The organism is Flavobacterium sp. (assembly GCF_965657075.1).
GTDB lineage: Bacteria > Bacteroidota > Bacteroidia > Flavobacteriales > Flavobacteriaceae > Flavobacterium.
The window spans coordinates 218,513-243,381 of sequence record NZ_CBFHMV010000001.1; the positions used below are offsets into that span (position 1 = coordinate 218,513).

At 29.5% G+C, this 24,869-nt stretch carries 26 protein-coding genes; 13 read left to right on the plus strand and 13 right to left on the minus strand.

Annotated elements, in window-relative coordinates; translation table 11 throughout:
- Positions 1-5: 5 nt before the first annotated feature.
- Complete coding sequence (locus ACTF56_RS01035) at positions 6-548, plus strand: RNA polymerase sigma factor (RefSeq protein ID WP_438965045.1); 543 nt, start codon at positions 6-8, stop codon at positions 546-548.
- Positions 545-1,945 (plus strand): hypothetical protein, encoded by a 1,401-nt coding sequence (locus ACTF56_RS01040; RefSeq protein ID WP_438965046.1) that lies wholly within the window; start codon positions 545-547, stop codon positions 1,943-1,945. The genes ACTF56_RS01035 and ACTF56_RS01040 overlap by 4 nt, the downstream gene beginning before the upstream one ends.
- A gap of 95 nt (positions 1,946-2,040) precedes the next feature.
- Here ACTF56_RS01040 and ACTF56_RS01045 read toward each other — a convergent pair whose 3' ends face one another.
- From ACTF56_RS01045 to ACTF56_RS01065, 5 genes are read right to left on the minus strand one after another with little or no spacing between them, the layout of a single operon-like run.
- Positions 2,041-2,961 (minus strand): DMT family transporter, encoded by a 921-nt coding sequence (locus ACTF56_RS01045; RefSeq protein WP_438965047.1) that lies wholly within the window; start codon positions 2,959-2,961, stop codon positions 2,041-2,043.
- On the minus strand, positions 2,961-3,782 hold the full coding sequence (locus ACTF56_RS01050) for an SDR family NAD(P)-dependent oxidoreductase (RefSeq protein ID WP_438965048.1): 822 nt from the start codon (positions 3,780-3,782) through the stop codon (positions 2,961-2,963). Before ACTF56_RS01050 ends, ACTF56_RS01045 begins: the two co-directional genes overlap by 1 nt.
- A 13-nt stretch (positions 3,783-3,795) precedes the next feature.
- Positions 3,796-4,146 (minus strand): hypothetical protein, encoded by a 351-nt coding sequence (locus tag ACTF56_RS01055; protein ID WP_379737537.1) that lies wholly within the window; start codon positions 4,144-4,146, stop codon positions 3,796-3,798.
- Positions 4,147-4,149: 3 nt separating this feature from the next.
- Entirely contained in the window at positions 4,150-4,590 is a 441-nt protein-coding gene (locus ACTF56_RS01060) for a DUF6265 family protein (RefSeq protein WP_438965049.1), read from the minus strand.
- 55 nt (positions 4,591-4,645) lie between these two features.
- On the minus strand, positions 4,646-6,172 hold the full coding sequence (locus ACTF56_RS01065; RefSeq protein WP_438965050.1) for a carbon-nitrogen hydrolase family protein: 1,527 nt from the start codon (positions 6,170-6,172) through the stop codon (positions 4,646-4,648).
- Between the two features lie 229 nt (positions 6,173-6,401).
- On the opposite strand from ACTF56_RS01065, the gene ACTF56_RS01070 reads away from it, so the two are divergent.
- Positions 6,402-6,734: a single-stranded DNA-binding protein gene (locus ACTF56_RS01070; RefSeq protein ID WP_438965051.1), complete on the plus strand. Its 333-nt coding sequence runs from the start codon at positions 6,402-6,404 to the stop codon at positions 6,732-6,734.
- Positions 6,735-6,809: 75 nt separating this feature from the next.
- Positions 6,810-7,250, plus strand: a complete 441-nt coding sequence (locus tag ACTF56_RS01075) for an HRDC domain-containing protein (RefSeq protein ID WP_438965052.1) — start codon at positions 6,810-6,812, stop codon at positions 7,248-7,250.
- Here ACTF56_RS01075 and ACTF56_RS01080 read toward each other — a convergent pair.
- From ACTF56_RS01080 to metG, 3 genes are read right to left on the minus strand one after another with little or no spacing between them, the layout of a single operon-like run.
- Positions 7,247-8,146 (minus strand): histone deacetylase family protein, encoded by a 900-nt coding sequence (locus ACTF56_RS01080; protein ID WP_438965053.1) that lies wholly within the window; start codon positions 8,144-8,146, stop codon positions 7,247-7,249. The two genes, ACTF56_RS01075 and ACTF56_RS01080, sit on opposite strands and share 4 nt — an antisense overlap.
- Positions 8,147-8,154: 8 nt before the next feature.
- The gene (locus ACTF56_RS01085) at positions 8,155-8,841 is read right to left on the minus strand and encodes an HAD family hydrolase (RefSeq protein WP_438965054.1); all 687 of its coding nucleotides are present in this window, start codon (positions 8,839-8,841) and stop codon (positions 8,155-8,157) included.
- A 9-nt stretch (positions 8,842-8,850) separates the two neighbouring features.
- Positions 8,851-10,905: a methionine--tRNA ligase gene (gene metG, locus ACTF56_RS01090; RefSeq protein WP_438965055.1), complete on the minus strand. Its 2,055-nt coding sequence runs from the start codon at positions 10,903-10,905 to the stop codon at positions 8,851-8,853.
- 161 nt (positions 10,906-11,066) lie between these two features.
- Between metG and ACTF56_RS01095 the strand changes: the two genes are divergently transcribed.
- The 4 genes from ACTF56_RS01095 (at position 11,067) to ACTF56_RS01110 (ending at position 13,825) form a co-directional block, all read left to right on the plus strand.
- Positions 11,067-11,699, plus strand: coding sequence for a hypothetical protein (locus ACTF56_RS01095; protein WP_438965056.1), 633 nt, complete (start codon positions 11,067-11,069; stop codon positions 11,697-11,699).
- 106 nt (positions 11,700-11,805) lie between these two features.
- A complete protein-coding gene (locus ACTF56_RS01100) occupies positions 11,806-12,705 on the plus strand; it encodes a S66 peptidase family protein (protein WP_438965057.1) in 900 nt (299 codons plus the stop codon).
- Between the two features lie 36 nt (positions 12,706-12,741).
- On the plus strand, positions 12,742-13,101 hold the full coding sequence (locus tag ACTF56_RS01105; RefSeq protein WP_438965058.1) for a YraN family protein: 360 nt from the start codon (positions 12,742-12,744) through the stop codon (positions 13,099-13,101).
- A 64-nt stretch (positions 13,102-13,165) separates the two neighbouring features.
- The gene (locus ACTF56_RS01110) at positions 13,166-13,825 is read left to right on the plus strand and encodes an aspartate kinase (protein ID WP_438965059.1); all 660 of its coding nucleotides are present in this window, start codon (positions 13,166-13,168) and stop codon (positions 13,823-13,825) included.
- On the opposite strand, the gene ACTF56_RS01115 is transcribed toward ACTF56_RS01110, so the two are convergent.
- Positions 13,803-14,198, minus strand: coding sequence for a helix-turn-helix domain-containing protein (locus ACTF56_RS01115; protein ID WP_438965060.1), 396 nt, complete (start codon positions 14,196-14,198; stop codon positions 13,803-13,805). The two genes, ACTF56_RS01110 and ACTF56_RS01115, sit on opposite strands and share 23 nt — an antisense overlap.
- Before the next feature lie 114 nt (positions 14,199-14,312).
- Between ACTF56_RS01115 and ACTF56_RS01120 the strand changes: the two genes are divergently transcribed.
- Together ACTF56_RS01120 and ACTF56_RS01125 are read left to right on the plus strand one after the other, a co-directional pair.
- Positions 14,313-14,573, plus strand: a complete 261-nt coding sequence (locus ACTF56_RS01120) for a hypothetical protein (protein ID WP_438965061.1) — start codon at positions 14,313-14,315, stop codon at positions 14,571-14,573.
- A 47-nt stretch (positions 14,574-14,620) separates the two neighbouring features.
- Positions 14,621-15,679 carry a hypothetical protein gene (locus ACTF56_RS01125; RefSeq protein WP_438965062.1) on the plus strand — a complete coding sequence of 353 codons (1,059 nt, stop codon included), beginning with the start codon at positions 14,621-14,623 and terminating at the stop codon, positions 15,677-15,679.
- On the opposite strand, the gene mfd is transcribed toward ACTF56_RS01125, so the two are convergent.
- Positions 15,676-18,993 carry a transcription-repair coupling factor gene (gene mfd / locus ACTF56_RS01130; RefSeq protein ID WP_438965149.1) on the minus strand — a complete coding sequence of 1,106 codons (3,318 nt, stop codon included), beginning with the start codon at positions 18,991-18,993 and terminating at the stop codon, positions 15,676-15,678. The genes ACTF56_RS01125 and mfd overlap by 4 nt on opposite strands.
- A gap of 50 nt (positions 18,994-19,043) precedes the next feature.
- Entirely contained in the window at positions 19,044-19,676 is a 633-nt protein-coding gene (locus ACTF56_RS01135; RefSeq protein WP_438965063.1) for a hypothetical protein, read from the minus strand.
- A 337-nt stretch (positions 19,677-20,013) separates the two neighbouring features.
- On the opposite strand from ACTF56_RS01135, the gene ACTF56_RS01140 reads away from it, so the two are divergent.
- On the plus strand, positions 20,014-20,964 hold the full coding sequence (locus tag ACTF56_RS01140) for an NAD-dependent epimerase/dehydratase family protein (protein WP_438965064.1): 951 nt from the start codon (positions 20,014-20,016) through the stop codon (positions 20,962-20,964).
- A 95-nt stretch (positions 20,965-21,059) separates the two neighbouring features.
- Here the strand turns inward: ACTF56_RS01140 and ACTF56_RS01145 are convergent, their stop codons facing one another.
- Both ACTF56_RS01145 and ACTF56_RS01150 read right to left on the minus strand, forming a co-directional pair.
- Positions 21,060-21,557 (minus strand): nuclear transport factor 2 family protein, encoded by a 498-nt coding sequence (locus ACTF56_RS01145; protein WP_438965065.1) that lies wholly within the window; start codon positions 21,555-21,557, stop codon positions 21,060-21,062.
- A 41-nt stretch (positions 21,558-21,598) separates the two neighbouring features.
- Positions 21,599-22,930, minus strand: a complete 1,332-nt coding sequence (locus ACTF56_RS01150; protein ID WP_438965066.1) for an ammonium transporter — start codon at positions 22,928-22,930, stop codon at positions 21,599-21,601.
- Between the two features lie 231 nt (positions 22,931-23,161).
- On the opposite strand from ACTF56_RS01150, the gene ACTF56_RS01155 reads away from it, so the two are divergent.
- Both ACTF56_RS01155 and hisG read left to right on the plus strand, forming a co-directional pair.
- Positions 23,162-23,761, plus strand: a complete 600-nt coding sequence (locus ACTF56_RS01155; RefSeq protein WP_438965067.1) for a 2OG-Fe(II) oxygenase — start codon at positions 23,162-23,164, stop codon at positions 23,759-23,761.
- Positions 23,762-24,006: 245 nt separating this feature from the next.
- Positions 24,007-24,864: an ATP phosphoribosyltransferase gene (gene hisG / locus ACTF56_RS01160; RefSeq protein WP_438965068.1), complete on the plus strand. Its 858-nt coding sequence runs from the start codon at positions 24,007-24,009 to the stop codon at positions 24,862-24,864.
- Positions 24,865-24,869 lie beyond the last annotated feature (5 nt).

Sequence of the window (24,869 nt, forward strand, 5' to 3'; positions counted from 1 at the left end):
AAACTTTGATAATCGAACAGCTGATAAATGACTGTAAAAAAGATGATACTAAGGCTCAAGAACAAATATATAGGTTGTTAGCACCTAAATTATTCTCCGTTTGTCTTAAGTATTCACGAAGTTATGAAGAAGCTCAAGATAATTTACAAGACGGATTTATTTTAATTTTTGAAAAAATAAGTCAGTTTAAAAATTTAGGTTCGTTTGAAGGATGGTGTAAGCGATTAATGACCAATCATATTCTTCAACAATATAAGAAAAAAAAGATTTTTGAAATAGTTTCAGATAATTATCCAGAAGTTGAAGACGTTGAAATTGAAGATGAAGATGTTTCGATTGATTTTTTGACTAAAATTATTCAAGAATTACCGGAACGCTACAGATTGGTTTTTAATCTTTATGTGATGGATGGTTTTTCGCACAAAGAAATTGCAGAAATGCTTGATATTAATATAGGAACATCAAAATCTAATTTAGCAAGAGCTAAAGGCATTTTAAAACAAAAAATAGAACAGAACAACAATATTTCAGTTCCAAAGATTAAATGAAAGAAAACAAAAATATAGAACGTTTATTTCAAGAAAAATTCAAAGATTTTGAAGCAATGCCACCAGCTGATGCCTGGAACAATATTGCCCAAAGATTAAATGAAAAGAAAAAGAAAAGAAGAGTTATTCCTCTTTGGTTTATGTCAACGGGAATAGCGGCTTCGTTTTTATTGTTAGGGTTAATAGGGTATGATTATTTCAATACAACTACACCAACAATTGAAAATAAAAAATTAAATAATAAAACAAACACTTTTGAGCTTAACAATAATACCAAGTATGTTAACGGCAGTAAAAATACAGATGAAAATGTAAAACAATTTGAAGATAATTCAAGTTCAAATCTCACCAATAGCAACAAAAAAAATATTACTGACAACATAGAAAATTCGGGTAAATTTTACTCAAATAAAAGCATATTTACAGATAATTCAAACAGTTCTAATAACTCTAACGGTTCTAATTTATTCAAAGAATCTAATAGTATTAATTCTGAATTATCAGAAAAAGAATTGATTTTTGATAAAAAAAATACAACAACAAATGATTTAGTTTTTAATATAAATGAAATTAAATCGGTTAACGATAGTACTCTAGTAGCTACAATTTCGAAGGAAGTTTCTGAATTAGAGGAATTGCTAAAAGAAAAAGAAGTGGGATTAAATGCTGATGAAAAAGAAAAAAGAAATAGATGGGGAGTTATGTCTAACGTAGCTCCTGTTTATTTCAATTCTTTGACTAACGGTTCACCTTTAGGCAATCAATTTGCAGAAAACACAAAAACATTTAAACCAAGTGTGAGTTATGGGGTTGGAGTTGGCTATGCAATTACAGACAAATTGAATGTAAGAGCAGGAGTCAATAATTTAAATTTTGAATATAATACCAACGATGTGTTTTACAGTTCAACTCTTAATGCTGTTGCTAATGACAATACGAATTTGAGTAGAAATGCAAACGGTCAAGGAATTGTTTTTATTGATAAAAGCAAAGTGACATCCTTGTCAACAGATGTTGAAAATGTAGTGATAAACACAAAAGGAATTTTAAACCAACAAATTAATTTTATTGAAATGCCTGTAGAATTAAGTTATAAGTTAATTGACAATAAATTTAGTGTTGATGTTATTGGCGGATTTAGTTCCTTGTTTTTAAATCAAAATTCAGTTTCATTAATATCTAATGGAATGACTATGGAAATAGGTGAGGCCAGTAACTTAAATAATGTTCACTTTAGTGGAAATTTAGGTTTAGGAATAAAATATAACTTCTTAAAATCGTTTGAAGCTAGTTTTAATCCTATGATAAAACATCAAATAAATACTTATAAAAACAATTCAGGAAACTTTAATCCTTATTTTATCGGATTATACTCAGGATTAATTTATAAGTTTTAGAAAAAGAAAGTTAAGTTTTAGTTTAGATGTTTCATACCTTGTAAAGGGTGAAAATAGAAAAGTGTCCTAGCCATGGATGCTTTTTTATTTTACAACTATTTCCTAATGGCTTTGTTAACCATATATAATCCAAAAATAGTAACAATTCCACCAATTATTATTGGAACAGTTAATGGTTCATTAAATAATACATATCCAAAAAACAAGGCTACAATTGGATTGATATAAGCATACAAACTACTAACTTCCTTTGGTAAATGTTCTAGGGCATAAATAAAAGCTATAAAAGTTAATACAGAACCAAACACAACTAAATAAGCAATAGACCACCATGAAATAGCTGGAATTTCATTTAAAGGTATAGAACTACCATTAAAACCAATAACGCCAGAAATCACAAAACAAGAAATCAACATTTGCAATCCTAGACTAAAGTACGGATTAAAATTAGTCTTGTTTTCTCTAATATAAATAGAAGATAAAGCCCAAGTAAAGGTTGCTATTATTGATAAAAGAATTCCAAATCTAAATTCAGGTTCTAAAAAGTCGTTTAAATAATCGTAAAAAATCACACAAATACCAGAAAAGCAAATTAATAAGCCAACTACAGCTCTCCAAGACATTTTTTCACCTCTAAAAAAACTTATCATTACAATCCAAAGTGGAAAAATAGATCCAATTATTGCTCCTAAACCACTCGAAATATATTTAACACCCCATGTACTTAATCCATTACTAAGCATAAAATTTAATACACTTAAAATGAAGATATTTCTCCATTGACGTTTGTTGGGCCAAGGTTCTTTTTTTATTATAAAATAAGCTAAATATAAAATACCACCAAAAAACTGTCTTAATACTACCAATTGCATTGCAGGCATATGTTTTACACCTTCTTTCGAAGCAATCCAAGTGGTTCCCCAAAAGAAGCTGATCCAGCAAAGCGCTAGAAAAGGTAGTCCTACTGCATTTTTTGTTTTCTTAATATATTCGTGAAAAACACTAAAATAAGCCATCAAATTTCTTTTTTGAATCTATAGTTTAAAACAGTTTCAATTTTAGTACTTGAAATTAGTTTTCCAATAGATTCTTGATTTTTGGCAAAGATAGGTAAAGGGAGATTTGAATTTTCAGCTTTTTTTTGATAATATTCTTTTCTTGTGGGATGATGAGGTGCAACAGCATTGAAAATGATATTGTCATTCTGAACTTGATTTAGAATTGCACAAATTATTCCAATACAATCTTTTTGATGAATTAAATTAATAGGAGCATCAGGATTTTCAACATTTGTTTTTCCGGCTAAGAATTTTATGGGATGTCTGTCTTCTCCAATTAATCCTCCAAAACGAAGAATTGTAGTTTGAAAATTCTTATTAGTAAGTAAAATTTCTTCCGTTTGAAGTAATTGTTTGCTGCTTTCAGAATCTGGATTTGGAATTGAGTTTTCATCAATTTCAGCAATAGGAAAATCATCAACATAAACACTTGTAGAGCTAACAAAAAGCACATTTTTTACGGTTGATTTTTCAATGTAGCAAGTTAAGAGTTTTATCTTTTCTTCAAAATTCTCTGTTGGATTACTTCTTAATTTAGGTGGAATATCAATAATCAGAAATTCAGAATCATTTAAAAATGCTTCAATATTTCCTTTAATTTCCTTTTCAGAAAGTTCAATTTGATAAGGTTGAATATTGTTATTTTTCAAATGTTCTAATTTATTTTCAGAAGTTGTAGAACCTTTTACTTCATAACCAATTTCGATTAACTTTTTTGCTAATGGAAATCCAAGCCAGCCTATGCCTAAAATTGAGATTTTTTTTCTTTTTTCTTGCATCTTTTTTCTAAAATCAGATTTCTTTTTTAACCAACATTATAAACTCATCTTCCAATAAACGATACCCTTGATCATACAAAAAGTAATACGTATTTCCGGTTTTTGTTTGTAAAATGCTTGTAAAAAACTCCATATCAAAACCTTTGCTTAACAATTTAGTTTTAGTCGTTTTTCCTTTTCCATCTGGATTCAGGTCACAAAGAATTCTGTAATTTTTACGTAATTTATTATTCACATTACGCATCAAATTATTTTGATCTTTGTTCATTTTGTTATTGTAGGCATTTCTGCATCCATCAGAACAAAACTTTTTGTCTTCTCTTCCTATAATTTTATCGCCACATTCTAAACAGTTTTTACTCATAACTTACTTCTTAAAATTAAAAACTACTTCTTCCTTAGAATCTTCAAAATAAGCATAAAGATTCACTTCATTTTCAGAAATATATTCAAAAGTGAAGTTATCAAAATACATTCGGTTTCCTTCTTTTTTAATGAATCTAAAATCTTCTGATTGGTCTTTTTCTTCCCAACCTTTCAAATCTGCTCCAAAATGTTTTATTTGGTATAATAATGTTCCTTCTTTTTCTACAATATGACCTAATTCGTAAAACACTGTTTTTCCTTCAACAACAAGTTTGAAGTTAAACATCATTGAACCACCAAAAGCTTCTCCAGTCCAATTTCCTTCGAGCCAACTTATATCTTTTAAAGTAGCTTTTTCTGAACCTTTTTCATCGTTATAATGCAAAGTGTTTTGAGCAAATCCGAAAGTTGTAAATAATAAAAATAAGATTAGTTTTTTCATGATTATTAAGTTTTAAATGAAATTCTGAAATCAGTTTAGAATGACAAAAATTGGATTATTTCAGTTTTTTCAGTTGGTATAAATCTGTTCTTCGGTCTTTCATAGTGTTTACACTTCCATGCTCATGTAATTCTTTCAATAAATTCATATCGACATCAACAATTAAAGTCATTTCCGTATTTGGAGTTGCTTCAGCTTTTATTCCGTTACTTGGAAAAGCAAAATCAGAAGGTGTAAAAACAGCCGCTTGCGCATACTGAATGTCCATGTTATTTACTTTTGGTAGATTTCCAACACAACCTGTAATAGCTACATAACATTCATTTTCTATGGCTCTTGCTTGTGCACAATGTTTTACACGTGTATAACCATTTTGGGTATCAGTTAAGAAAGGGACGAACAAAATATTCATTCCTTGATCAGCCATTAATCTTGATAATTCTGGGAATTCAACATCATAACAAATTACAATTCCAATTTTCCCACAATCCGTATCAAAGGTTTGAATCACATCTCCACCAGTAATTCCCCAATGGAAAACTTCGTTGGGTGTAATATGAATTTTGCGATACATTTCATTAGTTCCATCACGTTTACAGAGGAATCCAACATTATAAACATGTCCATTTTCAATAAAAGGCATGCTTCCTGTGATGATGTTTATGTTATAAGAAATCGCAAATTCTTGAAATTTTAATTTTACGGCTTCAGTATGTCTTGCTAATTCTTTAATAGCTTCAGCTTCAGATAAATGATTGTAATCAGCCATTAATGGTGCAGTGAATAATTCTGGAAACAAAGCAAAATCACTTCCGTAACCAGAAACCGCATCAATGAAAAATTCGGCTTGTTCAAATAAAGCTTCCAAATTATTTAAAGAACGCATTTGCCATTGAATTAAACCCAATCGAACAACACTTTTTGTGGTATTAATTAATTTCGGACTGTCGTCATAATAAACGTTATTCCATTCAAGTAAAACTGCATATTCTTGAGATTCTTTATCACCTTCTAAATAATTTTTTAGGACACGAACTTCATGAAAATCATTACTTAATTGAAAAGACAAAACTGGATCATAAATTTCTTTTTTCTTTACTTTATCAATGTAAATTTTTGGGGTGATTTCATCTTTATATTTTCCATAATTCGGGATTCTTCCTGCAAAAATGATGGATTTTAGATTTAATTGATCACATAATTCTTTTCGGGCATCATATAATCTTCTTCCCAAACGAAGTCCACGATATTTTGGATTGATAAACACGTCAATTCCATAAATAACTTCTCCATCTGGATTGTGAGTTGAAAAAGAATAATTTCCTGTAACCCCTTTGTAATTTCTGGTTTTAAATGCAAAATCTTCGGTAACTAAAATTGATAATGCCGAACCTACAACAATTCCATCAACAACAATTACCAATTGTCCTTCAGGAAATATATTTAAAAGATTTTCGATTTGATTTTCTTTCCAAAATGAATCCAACATTTCTGGATACGATTCAACCATGGATTTTTTTAATTCTTTATAATCTTCTATTTGAAGATTTCTTAATTCGATAGATTTAATGTTTGTGGGCATATATAATTCATTTTTAACAAATATAAGAAAAAAATTATCCGTTTACAAATGCTTACAAACATTTACAACCGAAAGTAAACAGATAATTACCGAATAATTTTTGAAAGCCATCTAATCTTTGCACTGTCGAAATGAAACACTAACAATTACAATATCAAAAATTAATTACAATTTCAAGTTTCAATAGACAAAAAACATTTTATATAAACCATTTAAATTTTTACACGCCATGAATGCATTAAGAAACAAAGTACAATTAATCGGTCACGTAGGACAAGAACCTGAAATCAAAACTTTTGAAGGAGGGAAAAAATTAGCAAACATTACGCTAGCCACAAACGAAAGCTACACCAATGCAAAAGGTGAAAAAGTTGAACAAACCGAATGGCATCGTTTAACCGCTTGGGGAAAAACAGCTGATTTAATCGAAAGCTACGTTATCAAAGGTAAGGAAATTGCTATCGAAGGGAAGTTAACACACCGAAGTTATGACGACAAAGATGGTGTAAAACGCTACATCACAGAAGTTGTAATTAGTGATTTGCTTTTATTAGGAAAGTAATTTTTAGGAAAGATTGCACGGATTTCTTAATTGAAGTTCGTGCAATTTCTTTTTTAACCTTTAAAATTTAAGATTATGAATATCAGAGTTTTCAATATCCGATTAAGTAAAGAGTTTTGCATAATAGATCAAAACCGAATGAATGAATTTTTAGATTCAGTAGAAGTAAAGTTAACTTCAACTAATTTTGTAACAACAGGAACAATGGATTATTGGTCAGCTGTTGTTTTTTATGACACCAAAAAAAACAATGAAAAGCCAAAAGAAGAGAAATCAATTTTTGAAGATTTATCGCAACAAGAAAAGGAAATTTTTTTGGTATTAAAACAATGGAGAAATGATTTTGCTTCCAATTTAGGTTGGTCAGCTTTTAGAGTTTGTCACAATTCACATCTTATAGCTATTGCTGAAGCTAAACCAGAAACTTTAGAAGAATTAGCTAAAGTAAAAGGATTTGGAGAAGTTAGAACCGAAAAATATGGTGAAGATATTATGGCAGTTTTAAATGCTTTTTAAAAGATATTTTTAGCAACTCGATACGTATTTGCATGAGCTTCAATAATGGTTTTAATTTCTGGAGAATAGCCACCACCCATAGAAACTTGGACTGGAATTTGATATTTAGCACATAATTCAAAGACGATTTCATCTCTTTTTTTGCAACCTTCTAAAGTGCAGCCTAGTTTTCCTAATTTGTCAGAAGCTAAAATATCAACACCAGCTAAATAAAAGATAAAATCGGGTTTTTGCGTTTCAATAAGTTTTGTAATTACTTCTGAAATGGTTTTTAAAAATACATCATCAGAAGTATTATCCTCAAAAGGAATGTCTAAATCAGATGTTTCTTTTTTGAAAGGATAATTTGTTTTTCCATGAGTTGAAAAGGTAAAAACATTAGAATTATTATGAAAAATTTCAGCAGTTCCATTGCCTTGGTGAACGTCTAAATCTATAATTAGAATCTTTTTAACGAGATTGTTGACTAATAAAAATTGAGAAGCAATCGCTTGGTCATTCAACATGCAAAAAGCCTCACCATGAGAAGAATAAGCATGATGAGTTCCACCAGCGATATTAAAAGATACTTTTGTTTTAAAACATTTTTGAGCACCAATTATTGTTCCTTGAGCAATTCGAAGTTTTCTTTCTACTAATTCTTTTGAAAGTGGAAATCCGATTTTTCGAGCTGCTCTTGCATCTAGAGTCAGATTAAGTAAATCATCCACATATTCTTTTGTATGAATGGCTAAAACGTGATTAATATCGCAAATTTCAGGTTCAAAGAAGTCTGATTTTAATGCTGTTCCTTCGTGTAAAAGTTGTTCAGGAAGCAATTCATATTTTAACATAGGAAAACGATGTCCTTCAGGTAAAGGATGTTTATAAATGGGATGAAATGCTATTGGAAACATACTGAAAACTATTCTAAAACAGTCAAAACTTCTTTCACATTTGAAAGTGCTAAAAAGTTTTCATGTTCAATTTCGAAATCAATTTTTTCGTATTCCCAAGTGGTGTGATACGGAATATGAATTCCAAAACCACCTAAATTTAAAATAGGCAAAACATCCGATTTTAAGGAATTTCCAATCATTAATATGTCTTCGGCTTTGCATTCTAAACGGCCAAACATTTTTTCGTAATCTAATTCGGTTTTGTCACTCAAAACTTCAATATGATGAAAATAATGCCCAATTCCTGAATCGTGTAATTTCCTGTGCTGGTCTTTTAAATCACCTTTTGTAGCCACAACCAATTTGTATTTACCTTTAAGTTCTTTTAAAACATCTTCTACATTTGGAAGTAATTCAACAGGCTTTTGCAATAAATCTTTACCAATGGTAATAATTTTTTCGATGCCTTTTCCAGAAATTTGGTGATTGGTTAATTCCAAAGCAGATTCAATCATCGAAAGGGTAAAAGCTTTAATTCCAAAGCCATACAAAGATAAATTTTTAACTTGATGATTTAATATCAAACCCAAAATCTCTTGACTAGAAGCATAATCTTGAAACAATTGACAAAAACGCTCTTGGGCTTCATCGAAATAGGGTTCGTTGTGCCAAAGTGTGTCATCTGCGTCGAAAGCTATTATTTTTGGGGTCATAAATTTTTTTTAAGAAATCAAAGCACCATTCATAACACCATCACTATCAGGATTTACGAAAACTAATTTTCCTTCTGCGTTATTGGTCATTAAAATCATACCAGCACTTTCAACACCACGAAGAGCTCTTGGTGCTAAATTTACTAAAACAGTTACTCGTTTGCCCACAACTTCTTCTGGTGAAAAATGTTCCGCAATTCCAGAAACAATAGTTCTTACATCAATTCCAGTATCCACTTTTAAAACTAAAAGTTTGTTGGCTTTTGGCATTTTTTCAGCTTCTAAAATGGTTCCAACTCTAATATCTAATTTAGAAAAATCTTCAAAAGTCGAAACTTCTTTTTGTGGTTCAGCTTTAGCATTTTCCATTTCGTTTGCTTTTTTAGTCGCTAGTAATTTATCAACTTGTTTTTGAACTTCTTCGTCTTCTATTTTTGAGAAAAGTAATTCGGCTTGACCAATTTTACTTCCAGCTGGTAATAGATCTGAATTTGATGAAACATCATTCCAAGCTAATTTGCACTGCAACATGTTTTCTAATTTAGTTGCTGTAAAAGGTAAGAAAGGTTCAGCTAAAACACTCAAAGCAGCAGCAATTTGCAAAGCAACATACATTTGTGTTTGAACTCTTTCTGGGTTTTCTTTCACCATTTTCCATGGTTCTTCGTCTGCTAAATATTTGTTTCCTAGACGAGCTACATTCATCATTTCTCCTAAAGCTTCTCTAAAACGATAACGCTCAATAGAACTTGAAATCACTTCTGGATAGGCTTTTAATTCCGTTAATGTTGCTTCATCAACTTCGGTGAATTCATTTGGGCTTGGAACAATTCCATCGTAATATTTGTTGGTTAAAACCACAACACGATTTATGAAATTTCCAAAAACAGCTACTAATTCATTGTTATTTCTCGCTTGAAAATCTTTCCAAGTAAAGTCATTGTCTTTGGTTTCAGGAGCATTTGAGGTTAAAGCATATCGCAAAACGTCTTGTTGGTTTGGAAAATCTTGTAAATATTCGTGCAACCAAACAGCCCAATTTTTAGAAGTAGACAATTTATTTCCTTCTAAATTTAAAAATTCATTAGCTGGAACATTGTCAGGCAAAATATAACTTCCTTCAGCTTTCAACATGGCTGGGAAAATAATACAATGAAACACAATATTATCTTTCCCGATGAAATGCACTAATTTTGTATCTGCATTTTTCCAATAAGGTTCCCAATCTTTTCCTTCTTTAGCAGCCCATTCTTTGGTTGACGAAATGTACCCAATAGGAGCATCAAACCAAACGTATAATTTTTTGCCTTCTGCACCTTCCACAGGAACATCAATTCCCCAATCTAAATCTCTGGTTACGGCTCTTGGTTTTAAACCATCATCTAACCACGATTTGACTTGTCCTAAAACATTCGTTTTCCAATCGTTTTTATGGTCTTGAAGAATCCATTTTTCAAGAAAATCTTGGTATCTATCTAAAGGTAAAAACCAATGTTTAGTTTCTTTTAAAATAGGAGTTTCACCTGTAATTGTTGATTTTGGATTAATTAAATCTGTTGCATTTAAAGTAGAACCACAGCGTTCACATTGGTCACCGTAAGCTTCAGGATTATCACATTTTGGACAAGTTCCTGTTACAAATCTATCGGCTAAAAATTGGTCTGCTTTTGCATCATATAATTGTTCTGTAACTTCTTCAATAAAATCACCTTGGCCATACAATTTTCTAAAAAATTCCTGAGCTGTTTTATGGTGAATCTCAGAAGAAGTTCTGGAATAATTATCAAACGATATTCCAAAATCTATAAAAGACTGACGAATAATTCCGTCATATTTATCAATTACTTGTTGAGGTGTAATGCCTTCTTTTTTTGCTTTCATTGAAATCGCAACACCGTGTTCATCACTTCCGCAAATAAAAGCAACGTCTTTTCCTTGTAATCTTAAATATCTTGAATAAATATCACTTGGAACATAAACTCCAGCTAAATGACCAATGTGAATTGGACCATTAGTGTAAGGCAATGCAGCCGTAATTGTATATCTTTTTGGATTTTGTATCATAAAATGTTAATTTCTCGATAAGACGCAAAGACACAAATAATTGTAGATAAACGTTTAGCGAAGATTGTTGTTTTTTGAAATTAGACTACAAAAATAAAGGTTTACATACAATTAACGCAACTATTTACTCATTTTAATATCTTTGAAATTAATATCTACTTATGAGAAATTCAATTTTGTTTTTTTTATTACTTTTTATTACCAAAAATTATTGTAATAATTTAATCATTAACGATTCAATAAAGAAAGAGAATCCAATACTTTTTGCCGAAATGGCTATAGGTTTTTCAAATGGAGATATTAAAGGATTTACAGGTATAGGTTCATTAAATTATCAATATAAAAATAACCTTTTTACATTTAGAACATTAGAAATTATTGATAATAAAAAAGTTGGTAGCTTTTTATTTTTACCTTTATTGGTTCTTGAAGATAGAGTAAATGAGTATTCTTTCCTGTATGGTAGAAGGTATGTTTATGACAATTCTTCATTTAGTTATAGTTTGGGTTTAGCCTATATCAATAGAGAATATTTAATTGATGATTTAAATATTGTTCCTAATTTTAATGACTTGAATTATGCCAATGAATCGTTTTTGGGTTTACCATTCGAATTAAATTTTAAATGGTTCAATTCAAAAAAGAAAAGGTATAGAATTTATGGTCTTATTCCTGTTGGAAAACCAGTAGGTTTTGCCAATAGTATAGGATTTAAATTTTATGGTACTGTTGCCAAGAAATCCTATTTTGGTATTGGTGTTTCATTTGGTTTAGGCTGGCATAAAACGTATTAAAAATAAATTAATTATTTTTGAATAAAAGTTGTCCAATGCTTTCACATTTATGATTCGATTTATACTTTTACTCTTAATAATTACTAATTTATCCTATTCCCAAAAGATGAATATTCCATCGTATTTAAAAAAAGGCGACACCGTTGCAATTGTATGTACAGCTCGAAAATTTTTTCCAGAAGATGCTATTCCTGCTAAAGAACTATTGGAATCATGGGGTTTGAAAGTCAAATTAGGTACAACCATTGGCTTAGATAGTTGTCAATTAGGAGGAACCGATTTAGAAAGAGCTTCTGATTTTCAAAACATGATGGATGATGAAAACATCAAAGCAATTTGGTGTGCTCGTGGTGGTTATGGCACTGTTCGAATGGTTGATTTATTAGATTTTACCAAATTCAATAAAAATCCGAAATGGATTATGGGTTTTAGTGATGTTACTGTTTTACATTCTCAAGCCAATGTTGAAGGTGTGGCATCTTTGCATTGTATCATGCCATTTACAGTTCCAAAGGCTTCTGATGAAGTGAAAGAAACTTTGCGAAAAGCCTTATTTGGAGAAAAATTAGAATATACAATTCCATCAAAACCTTATGATATTCTTGGGAAAGCTTCAGGAGAATTGGTTGGAGGAAATTTATCGATTTTGTATAGTTTGTTAGGATCGAAATCATCACTGGATACGAATAATAAAATCCTTTTTATTGAAGATTTAGATGAATATTTATACCATATAGATAGAATGATGCAAAATATAAAACGAAACGGATACTTTGAAAATTTAAAAGGGTTAGTAGTTGGTGGGATGACCGATATGCACGACAATGAAATTCCGTTTGGGCAAAATGCTGTACAAATAATATCAGCTATTGCCAAAGAATACAATATTCCAGTTTGTTTTGATTTTCCTGCCGGACATGTTAAAGATAATCGTACGCTTCAATTGGGAAAACAAGTAGACTTTGAAGTGAATGAAAAGGAAATCAAATTGAAATTTAGAAATTAATGTAAGAACAAGTCGCGACTTGTCCCTTCAAAACAAATGGCAGAACACAACGATTTAGGACAATTAGGAGAAGATTTAGCGGTTGAATTCCTGCAAAAAAACGGATACGAAATCTTGGATAGAAATTGGCGATTTCAAAAGGCTGAAATAGATATTATTGCTCAAAAAAAAGATATTTTAGCTGTAGTTGAGGTAAAAACGCGTTCAAGTTTAGAGTTTGGATTGCCTCAAGATTTTGTAAAACCTAAAAAGATTCAATTATTGGTGAAAGCTGTAAATGAATATGTTGTACGTAAGGATTTAGATGTAACCGTTCGTTTTGACATTATCGCTATTCATTACACCCAAAAAAATATCGATATAGAACATATTGAAGAAGCCTTTTATTATTTTTAAAAATAATTTGTTGTAATTATAACATTTTGTTTTTATTTTGTATCATTGCAAAAATATTTTTAAAATGAAAACCGTATCATCAGTAGTTGAAGATTATATTAAATCTAAACCGTTTTTGTTGACTTCTTTAGCACAAGGAATCATTAATTTAACATCATTAGCTCGAATAATGATGCCAGAAATTGAGGCTCAAATTGGAAAAGACTTGAAGCAAGGAGCTGTAGTTATGGCTTTGAAAAGATTGAGCGAAGAATTGGATTTTAAAATCAATCACAAAATTAACAAGGTCTTACGAAATATTGGAGAAATTACGGTTCGTTCTTCTTTAAACGACTATACTTTTGTAGTTTCTGATACTATTTTAGAAAATAAAACCCGCTTATTAGACGAAATAAAACAAAGACCTGATGTTTTTTATACTTCTTCACGTGGTGTTAACGAAGCAAATTTAGTTATAAGCGATAGTGTTGCTAATTTGGTTGAAAAACATTTTAAAGATGAAAAATTATCTCATAAATTAGAAAACCTTTCTTCGATAACGGTTAAATTACCTATTGAAAACATTACTGTGCCTGGTGTTTATTATTTTATTTTTCAGCGCTTGGCTTGGGAAGGTATTGTTTTGAATGAGGTAATTTCAACCACAAACGAATTTACTATTATTGTAGATGATGAATATGTTGATAAAGCTTTTAAAGTGATTAAGGATTTGAAGAGTGTTTAGTGGCATTAATTAATTTTTGGAGTTGATCTATAATAATATCTTTGTCTTTGAGTCTTTCTTCATATAACTCAATGATTTTAGTATTCTGTTCTTTGCTTTCTTGGTAAAAATTATCAATTTGCTGTAAATATCCTGTAGAGCTGTCTCTATTTGTTTGAATTAATTCATTTTTAGTAGATATTCCTAATATTTTTGAAACAGATACCTCTAATATATCCGAAATACTATAAAGTCTTTCTACTGTTAATTTTGTTTTATTACTTTCTATTTTTGAATAAGCTACTTGACTTATATTTAGCATGCTTGCAACATATTCATGCGAATATCCTTTACTTTTTCTTATTTCTTCAATATTTTTGAGTATTTGTTTCATAACCATTAGTTTTAAATTATACTGTAAAAGTAATAATTATATTTTAAAAGTTTTAGTTTTTTATAAAATTGTAATTTTACTTTGTTATTCTATTAATTTTTAAATATTTATTTTATGAAAAAAAGATTTATTTTTATGGCATTATTAATTATGTATAGTAGTTCTTTACTTTATGCTAATTATGGGACACAAAGTATGTCTGGACCAGATTGTAGTAGTTGTACTAAAATTAAATTAATTTTTGTGACTATTTGGTCAGGTAGTTGTGTAACAACAACGACATCTGTAAATCCTTTGAACGGAGATATTACTACAACCCAGACAAGCACACCTTGTGGAAAAAATGGTGGAAGTTGGGATTGGTTTTGGGAATAATATAAAAAGCCATGAAGTTGAAAAAAACTTCATGGCAAATTTAAAATATGAAATACTTAATATTTTTATACTCTTGCTTAGTTTTTTGTCAAAGCACAAAGATCAAAGTAATATCTTCTTTAGATAGTCTTCCAATTTCTGGTGTGGAAATATTTTTGGACACAAATAATCAAAAGCTTATAACCAATGAAGAGGGTTATTTTATTTTTAATTTTAAAAATAATACGGAAGTTGATTTTGTAAAAGAAGGATATATAGATAAAAGAGAAATTATTTCTAATAAAACTGAAATTGTAGTTTTAACAAAAATAGCACCAATACAACTAAAAGAGATTCAGTTAATTTATTTATCAAATAATGATTTATTAGACACTATTTATAAAAAAATAAACGATAATACTTTATATGAAACAAATTTTAATTATCACTTTTTTAATTATTTAGGAGCTAATAAAGATACTTTACATTATTTAAATGATAGGATTAAGTTCATTCAAAATCAAGGATATTATATTTCAAAAAAATCAAAAATTATTAGAAATTTTAGTAATGAAGAAGTAAAACAAAAGGATTTAGGAACCTATCAACAAATTGTTTATAAATACAAAAATCAGGATTTAGTTTTCTTTAAGAATTTTATAGGTTTTATAAATTCACCAAAGAGTTTTACCGGTTTCAATGATTTAATTACCAACAAAGAAAAATACAATATTGTCTTTTCAAAAAATGATGATTATTATATAATTGAATTTAATTCAAAAAAGAAAGATAGATATTATGGAAAATTTATTGTTGATAAATTAGATTTCGGCATCTATGAATTAGTTATTAATGCAGAAATTAAAAATTTTAATGTAGTTAATTACAATAAGTCTAAACCTGAAAAATCAGAATATTTAGTGTTAACTGAAAATGTTTACTTTAAAAACTTCAAGCAAAACGATAAATATCAATTAAGTTTTGTAAATCTAGATTATAAATTCAAACAAATAAAAGGAAAGTATAAAGGAACAATATTTACTAATTCTATTAAAATTGAACCAACTGTAGAATTTAAAAACGAAAATTTAACGAAATTTGATGTAATTAATTTTAAAGTAAATTAAAACCTTTGCATCAATTCCAAAGCTTTAGAAATACTCTTTACATTATCAAAAGTCAGTAATAATCGTAAGCCATTTTTGGTGTCTTTTTCTTTAATTTTACAAAGATTGCCGTTGTGTTGGACAAACTGCATCACTTTTATAAATCGGTTTGATTGATAGAAATTAGATTGCTGGTCACTTATAAAATAGCCAATCATTTTACCTTGCTTCATGATTAGTTTTTCAAGTCCAATTCGAGTTGCAATCCATTTTATTCGAACACTGTTTAATAAAGCAATTGCCTGTTTTGGTAAAGCACCAAATCTATCAATTAGTTTTTGTTCAAAAACTTGTAACTGTTCTTCGGTTTTTAAAGTTCCTAATTCGTTATACAAAGCCAATCGCTCCGAAACACTATTGATATAATCATCTGGAAACAGCAATTCAAAATCAGCATCAATCAAAATATCTTTAACAAACTCTTTAGTTTCAATGTCATTATCAGCTTCGTATAAATCTTTGAATTCGTTTTCTTTTAATTCATCAATCGCTTCATTCATAATTTTTTGATACGTATCAAAACCAATATCATTAATAAAACCACTTTGTTCACCACCTAGTAAATCTCCAGCACCACGAATTTCCAAATCTTTCATCGCAATGTTAAATCCGCTTCCTAATTCACTAAATTGTTCCAAAGCATTAATACGTTTTTGAGCTTCACTTGTCATCATCGAATAAGGTGGTGTAATGAAATAACAAAACGCTTTTTTATTACTTCGGCCCACTCGCCCTCGCATTTGATGCAAATCAGATAATCCAAAATTATTGGCATTATTAATGAAAATCGTATTCGCATTTGGCACATCTAAACCACTTTCAATAATGGTTGTTGCGACTAAAACATCAAATTCTCCTTCCATAAAAGCCAGCATCAGTTCTTCTAATTTTTTGCCATCCATTTGTCCGTGACCAATGCCAACTCGTGCATCAGGCACTAATCGTTGAATCATTCCAGCCACTTCTTTAATGTTTTCAATTCGATTATTGATGAAGAAAACTTGACCATTTCTCTGAATTTCATACGAAATAGCATCACGAATCAACTCTTCACTAAAACGAATTACGTTTGTTTCGATAGGATAACGATTTGGTGGTGGTGTTGTAATTACAGACAAATCTCGAGCAGCCATCAATGAAAACTGTAAGGTTCTCGGAATTGGAGTTGCAGTCAGAGTCAACGTATCAACGTTTGAAGCAATAGTTTTCAATTTATCTTTAACATTAACTCCAAATTTTTGTTCTTCATCAACAATTAACAATCCTAAATTTTTAAAAACCACATTTTTATTCACTAATTGATGCGTTCCGATAATGATATCTACTTTACCTTCAGCTAATTCCTTAATAGTTTCTGCTTTCTGTTTGGCAGTTCTAAATCGGTTTAAATAATTTACCGTTACAGGCATTTCTTTCAATCGTTCTGAAAAAGTACGATAATGTTGATAAGCTAAAATGGTTGTTGGAACTAAAACTGCCACTTGTTTTCCATTATCAACAGCTTTGAATGCAGCACGAATTGCAACTTCAGTTTTTCCAAAACCAACATCACCACAAACTAATCTGTCCATTGGTCGTTCGTTTTCCATATCAGCTTTTACATCAGCTGTTGCGGTAACTTGGTCTGGTGTATCTTCATAAATAAAAGAACTTTCTAATTCTTTTTGTAAATAACTATCTGGAGCATACTGAAAGCCTTTTTCTAATCTTCGCTTCGCATACAATTGAATCAAATTGAAAGCAATATGTTTAACTCGTGCTTTAGTTTTTTGTTTTAAAGCTTTCCAAGCACCACTTCCTAATTTATAAATTTTAGGAGCAATTCCATCTTTACCATTAAACTTGGAAATTTTATGTAAGGAATGAATACTTACATAAACAATATCATTGTCTGCATAAGCAATTTTAATAGCTTCTTGTGTTTTTCCTTCAACCTGAATTTTTTGCAAACCACCAAATTTTCCAATTCCGTGATCAATGTGTGTTACATAATCTCCAACTTGCAAAGAAGTCAATTCTTTGAGCGTTATAGTTTGCTTTTTCGAATAATTACTCTTGATGTTGAATTTGTGATAACGTTCAAAAATTTGATGATCCGTGTAACAAGTCAGTTGCAATTCTTCATCAATAAATCCTTGATAAATGGGCAACACCAAACCTTGGAATTTGGAATTTGGAATTTCACCATTGGAATTTTCGTCAGTTAAATCCTCAAAAATATCTTGAAAACGAGTGATTTGATTGCTATTGGAACAACAAATAAAGTTGGTATACCCATTAAAATGATGTTCGTTAATGTCATTCAACAACAAGTCAAACTGCTTGTTAAATGAGGGTTGAGGTTGAATATGAAATTCAAATACTTTCGTTGTTTTGAATAAAGCTGTATTGTTTAATTCTACTATATTAAAATGAACTGCTTGTTTTAAAAATTGTTCTTGATTAACAAATAATTCTTCTGGTTGCGTATGTTTGATGTCTTTGGAAAGTTTACCAAAAGCTTCCACAGCTTTTCCAAATAATTTATCTAATTGGTTGCAAATGAATTCAGTATTTTGGGTGAAAATAACTGTTTTTTCATTGATGTAATTCAGAAATGTTTCACGATTTTCATCCAAAAACTTGTTTTCAACATTAGGAATGACCGAAATTTTCTTCAATTTTTCAACGGAAAGTTGGGTTTCCACATCAAAACTTCTGATGCTATCGACTTCATTTCCAAAAAATTCAATTCTGTAAGGATGATCATTGGAGAATGAAAACACATCGATAATTCCACCACGAACCGAAAATTCTCCAGGTTCAGTTACAAAATCTACTCTTTTAAAATTGTATTCAAATAAAGTTTCGTTTATAAAATCAATTGATAATTTATCGTTTACCGAAACCTTTAAAGTGTTTTTTTCTAATTCTTTTCGAGTAACAACTTTTTCAAATAAAGCTTCTGGATACGAAACAATTATGGCAGGTTTTTTTCTGGAATTGATTCGGTTTAAAACTTCTGCGCGAAGCAAAACATTCGCATTATCCGTTTCATCAATTTGATACGGTCTTCTGTAAGAACCTGGATAAAACAGCACATCATTTGTATTGATAAGCAATTCCAAATCATTCAAAAAATAAGCAGCTTCTTCTTTATCATTAAAAAGCAAAAGGAAAGGCAAATCCGATTTTTCAAACAAAGCTTGAATTACAAACGAAATGGAAGAACCTAATAAACCTTTGGCGTGTATTTTTTGGTTTTGTTGTGCTAACGTTTCGGCAAAAAGACTGATTTTTGCTGAATTTTTATAATAGTTGTTAATAGTAGGTTTCAAAAAAGAGGTTATTTGTTTTTTTTGTTTTTCAACCAATAATTTACTGAATCTTGCTGTTTGTTCATTTTTTTCATCATTTCAAATGCGTTGGCACTTCTTGTGGTGTCTTTGGCTTTTAAAAGATAAGATTCTCCTTCTTCAATTGGAATTTGCTCTTTTAAGATAATTTCTTCCAATTGATTTACTAAAGCAATTATTTCGGCATTAATTTCTGGTAAAATAGTTTTTATTTTTTTTTCAGGAACGTCAGATAAGTTGATAAAATTATCCAACATTTTAACTTTGGTATTTAATGAAGCAATTCTACTTTTTACAGCAGGTTTGTTGTATTTAAAAGGAATATTATATTCCAAAGAATCAATTTTTCCAGATAAATTTTTAGTTTTTAATTGAAAAGCTGTTAAATTGCTTTTAGGTTTTTGTTGCAATTCTATCACAAACTGTTGCCATTCGTTCCAATTTGCAATATCGTTTTTCACTATTGGAGATGGATTAGGAATGGTTAAGTTCCAAACCGAATTAATTAAATTATAAGTCTGTTTGTTATTAGCCAAAATCTTTTCATTATCCAAAGTATTATTTTCCTGATTACAAGAAATTAAAAACAAAGAACACAATAAAAGAAAAAGTGATTTATGCATAGCTTTTCATTTGATTGCAAATGTACATAAGTTTAAAAAAATATAAATTACGAATTATAATAAGTTAACATATTTATATCAAATATTAACTATTGTAAAATCAATTCATTAAAAACCTAAATTGAAGATAATAAAATCAAATCTTAAAATCGTTTATTTATTTTATGAATATGACAAAAATTTAAGCTATTTTTTTTAAATCCGATAGGTGAATATAGTATATTTGTGATGCGAAATAACTCATTTTTTAGCAATTCAATTTCAGGAAATTACTTTTAAATACAATTGTTCTTTTAGTTAAAAAAACATTAGAACAACTAAAAGAAAAGATACACATATGAAAACAAAGGTATTAATTATTGGTGCTTGTGGGCAAATAGGAACAGAACTTACTAAAAAGCTTCGTGAAATTTATGGAGTAGAAAATGTAGTAGCCTCTGACATTAGAAAATTAAATATTGATGTTGTAAATGACGGAATTTTTGAAGTTGTAAATGCTTTAGATTACAATCAAATTGAGCATTTAGTAGAACAATATGAAATAACAGATGTTTATTTAATGGCAGCTTTGTTGTCTGCAACGGCCGAAAAAAACCCAGCATTTGCTTGGGATTTAAATATGAATTCTCTTTTTCATGTTTTAAATATAGCTAAAGCAGGTAAAATTAAAAAAATATTTTGGCCTTCAAGTATAGCCGTTTTTGGACCAACAACTCCAAGACAGAATACTCCTCAATATACTATTATGGAACCTTCAACAGTTTACGGAATCAGCAAACAATCTGGGGAACGTTGGTGTGAATATTACAGTAAACAGTACGATGTTGATGTAAGAAGTATTCGCTATCCGGGATTAATTAGTTGGGTTTCGGAACCAGGTGGTGGAACTACAGATTATGCTGTTGAAATTTATCACAAAGCCATTACAGAAGGAAAATATACCAGTTTTTTGACTGAAGATTCAGCACTTCCAATGATGTATATGGATGATGCTATTAAAGCTACGGTTCAAATAATGCAAGCACCTCAAGATCAAATTAAAATCCGCTCGTCTTATAATTTAAGCGCAATGAGTTTTACACCAAAAGAAATTGCCTTAGAAATTAAGAAACATTTTCCTGATTTTGAAATGAGTTATGAGCCAGATTTCAGACAAAAAATTGCAAACAGTTGGCCAGCAAGTATAGACGATTCTTCTGCTCGCGAAGATTGGAATTGGAAAAATGATTTCAATTTAGAAAACATGACTGTTGAAATGATAGAAAACTTGAAGAAATACAAATATTAGAAATACATACGTATATCAAAAACACAAGTAAAGGTTGTTTATAAATTTATTTTAATAGAATTGAATATACAAAAGGCAAACTTAACTAGTTGAAATTATTTTGTTTTTTCTTCAATAATTTTTTCTTCAATGAATGTTTTTATTTTAATGACTTCATTTGAATTTTCATTTGGAACAGTCATTGAAAGCACATAATGTTTTATTTTCCATTGATTATTTTCTTTAATCAACGTACCAGAACCTCTACAAATTTTCATTTGAGTGTTTAGTAATTCATCAAACCAAGCCGTTTTTCCATTTTCTGAAAAATAAACATTTCGTTCCAATGAAGTAAAATTCCATGCTTTTCCTTTATCAAAAAAAGGTTTTGCAAAAGCCATAAATTCTTTTTTGTTCCAATTTTCAGTGGCATCTGTACCTATAAATACAGATTCTTTAGCCATAGCATTAAAATAATTTTCAAAGTTGGTGTTAGAAGCGTCTTTATGCCAATTGTCAAGAATATTGTTTATAATTATATTTTCACTGCCTAAATCTTTAGTCGATTTACAACTAGTTAAAGCAATAAACGCTAAAAAGAATATTTTTTTCATCAGAATAAGTTTTTATAAAAGTATAAAATCTTATTTGTGTTTTAAAATTTTTCTCCATGTTGTGAAACATCTAAACCTAATTTTTCAGATTCTTCTGTGACTCTTAACGGAATTATCAAATCTGTAAATTTGAATAATAAATAAGCACCTCCAAATGTAAAAATTGCAACAAGAACTAAAGCCATCATATGATGTCCAAAAACAGACCAACCACCATGAAGCAAGCTGGCGTTTTCACCTTGAGCAAAAATAGCGGTTAAAATCATACCCATAATTCCACCTACACCATGACATGCAAAAACATCTAATGTATCATCGATTTGTTTAAGCTTTTTCCAATACACCATTTTATTTGATACAATGGCACCAATAAATCCAAAGAAAATACTTTGAGGAATTGTAATAAAACCTGCTGCAGGAGTAATCACAACTAAACCAACAACGGCTCCAATACAAGCTCCTAATGCAGAAACTTTTCTTCCATTTATTCTGTCAAAGAAAACCCAAGTCATCATTGCAGATGCTGAAGCAATTGTAGTGGTTGCAAATGCCATTGCAGCTGTTGCATTAGCCGCTAAAGCAGAACCCGCATTAAATCCAAACCATCCAAACCAAAGTAATCCAGTTCCTAAAAGAACAAAAGGAATATTTGTAGGTATATGTTCGTTGTTTTTTCTTTTACCTAGAACAATTACACCCGCAAGAGCTGCAAAACCAGCACTCATATGCACAACAGTTCCACCAGCAAAATCTTTAACACCAAAATAGCCGCACAATAAACCGTTTGGATGCCAAATCATGTGGCACAAAGGTGCATAAATCATCAAAGTAAATAAACTTATAAAAAGTAAAAAAGAAATAAATCGAATGCGTTCAGCCAATGCTCCAGTTATAATTGCAGGTGTAATTACAGCAAATTTCATTTGAAACAAGGCAAAAAGGATAAAAGGTATGCTTGTTCCCAATGATTTATGAGGAAGCATTTCAACTTGATCAAAAAAAGTAAAATCCAATGGGTTTCCAATTATTCCGTAGTAAGTACCATTCAAAGTAATTCCAATAGAATCTCCAAAAGACAAACTGAAACCAACAGTTACCCAAATTAGACTCACAACTCCTAGGCATATAAAACTTTTTAACATGGTTGATATTACATTTTTTTTACCAACCATTCCTCCGTAAAAAAAGGATAATCCAGGTGTCATTAATAAAACCAAACAAGAAGCGGTTAATAACCAAGCAATGTCGGCAAAGTTAAGTTCAGAGACATTGTTAAAATTCACTTCAGGACTTTGATGTTTCCAAAACAAACTAGTAATGGCTACCAAGCTAATTATAACAAATGATGAAATCCATCTTTTTTCTATTTTCATGTATTGAATTTTTATAGGGGTAAAAGTATAAAAAAATGATTTAAATAAAAATACACCTTAAATAATTTAGGGTATAATATTTAATTTTTATATTTTAATTACATAAACCCTTCTTTTTTGAATTAATATTTAAATTTAATGTATAATTAATTTTAATTATTTAATAATGTTTTTTCAATTGAATTTTAATTTAAATTCGCATGTTATTTGTACTTTCAGATAACTAACATAATGGAGGCAAGTTTTGAAGAATTAATCTCAAGTTTTATTGAAAATAAAGTAGGAATTTCAAAGGATTTTTTGAGTGAAGCTTTAGCTAATAATTTAAAAAATAATTTATTAAACTTATATAAAGAAGAAGAACTAAAATCTGCCGGAATCGGACATTTCGGTTCATTCACAAAAAACAAAGAAATTAGAAGTGACGTAATTTATTGGTTGGATAAAAAAAACAATAATCCTCATGAAATGGAATTTTTTGCCCTTATTGAAGAATTTATTGCCTACTTAAATAAGGAATGTTTTACGGGAATAAGAAGTTATGAATTTCATTATGCACTTTATAAACCTGGAGCATTTTATAAAAAACATTTTGATCAATTTCAAGACACCAATAACCGTCAATTTTCTATGATAACTTATTTAAATCTTGATTGGGATGAATGTGATGGTGGTGAATTAAAGATTTATGATGAAGATAAAACACAAATTATTAGTCCAACCAACAGAAAAACAGTTTTTTTTAAAAGTAACGAATTAGAACACGAAGTGCTTGTTACCAATAAGTTAAGGTTAAGTATTACAGGTTGGCTAAGAAAAGATTTAATCTAAACATATGTTAAATTTAATAAAGAAGTTGTTTTTTAATCCAATTACCAACTACATTTGTACCATAAAAAAATAAAAAATGAATTATTCAATAGCACAATTCCATCATCATCATACTTGTTTCAAGGCGAGTTAGTGATGTATTGTATCTATTAAAACATAACAAAAACCCGTCTGAGTATATCAAGACGGGTTTTTTATTTTTATTCCTTTCTCTTTTATACTCAGATTTTATCTAAAATAAAAAAATGAGTACTTTAAAAATTGCCATTCAAAAAAGTGGTCGACTTAGTGAAAAATCACTACAATTATTAGAATCGTGTGGAATTAAAATTTCTAATGGAGATCGAAAATTAAAAGCTATTGCAAGCAATTTTCCTGTTGAAATTTTATACTTAAGAGACGATGATATTCCGCAATATGTAGAACAAGGTGTTGCCGATATTGGTATTTTAGGCGAAAATGAAGTTTGGGAAAAAGATAAAAATGTTGCAAATATTACACAACTTGGATTTGCATCATGCAAACTTTCTTTAGCTGTTCCAAAAGATGAGATTTATACGGATTTGACTTTTTTTCAAAACAAAAGAATTGCTACAAGTTATCCTAAAATTTTAACTCAGTTTTTTGTGTCTAAAAACATCAACGTCATTATTGAAGAAATTAGCGGCAGCGTTGAGATAGCAACAGGAATTGGTTTGGCTGATGCCATTTTTGACATTGTAAGTACAGGAAGCACTTTATTAATGAACGGTTTAAAAGAAGTTGAAATTGTTACCAACAGTCAAGCAGTTTTAATTGCAAATCAAAATCTCACGATTGAAAAACAAGAAATCTTAAATAAATTATTGTTCAGAATTGATTCTTACAGAAATGCAAAAGAAAACAAATACATTCTATTAAACGCTCCTAACGAATCCATTACCGAAATATGTAAAGTTTTACCAGGAATAAAATCACCTACAATTCTTCCTTTAGTAGAACAAGGTTGGAGCAGTCTACATTCGGTTGTCAAAGAAGATGATTATTGGGATGTTGTAGATCAATTAAAAATGTTAGGTGCAGAAGGAATATTAATTATTCCTATTGAAAAAATGATTAAATAAGATAT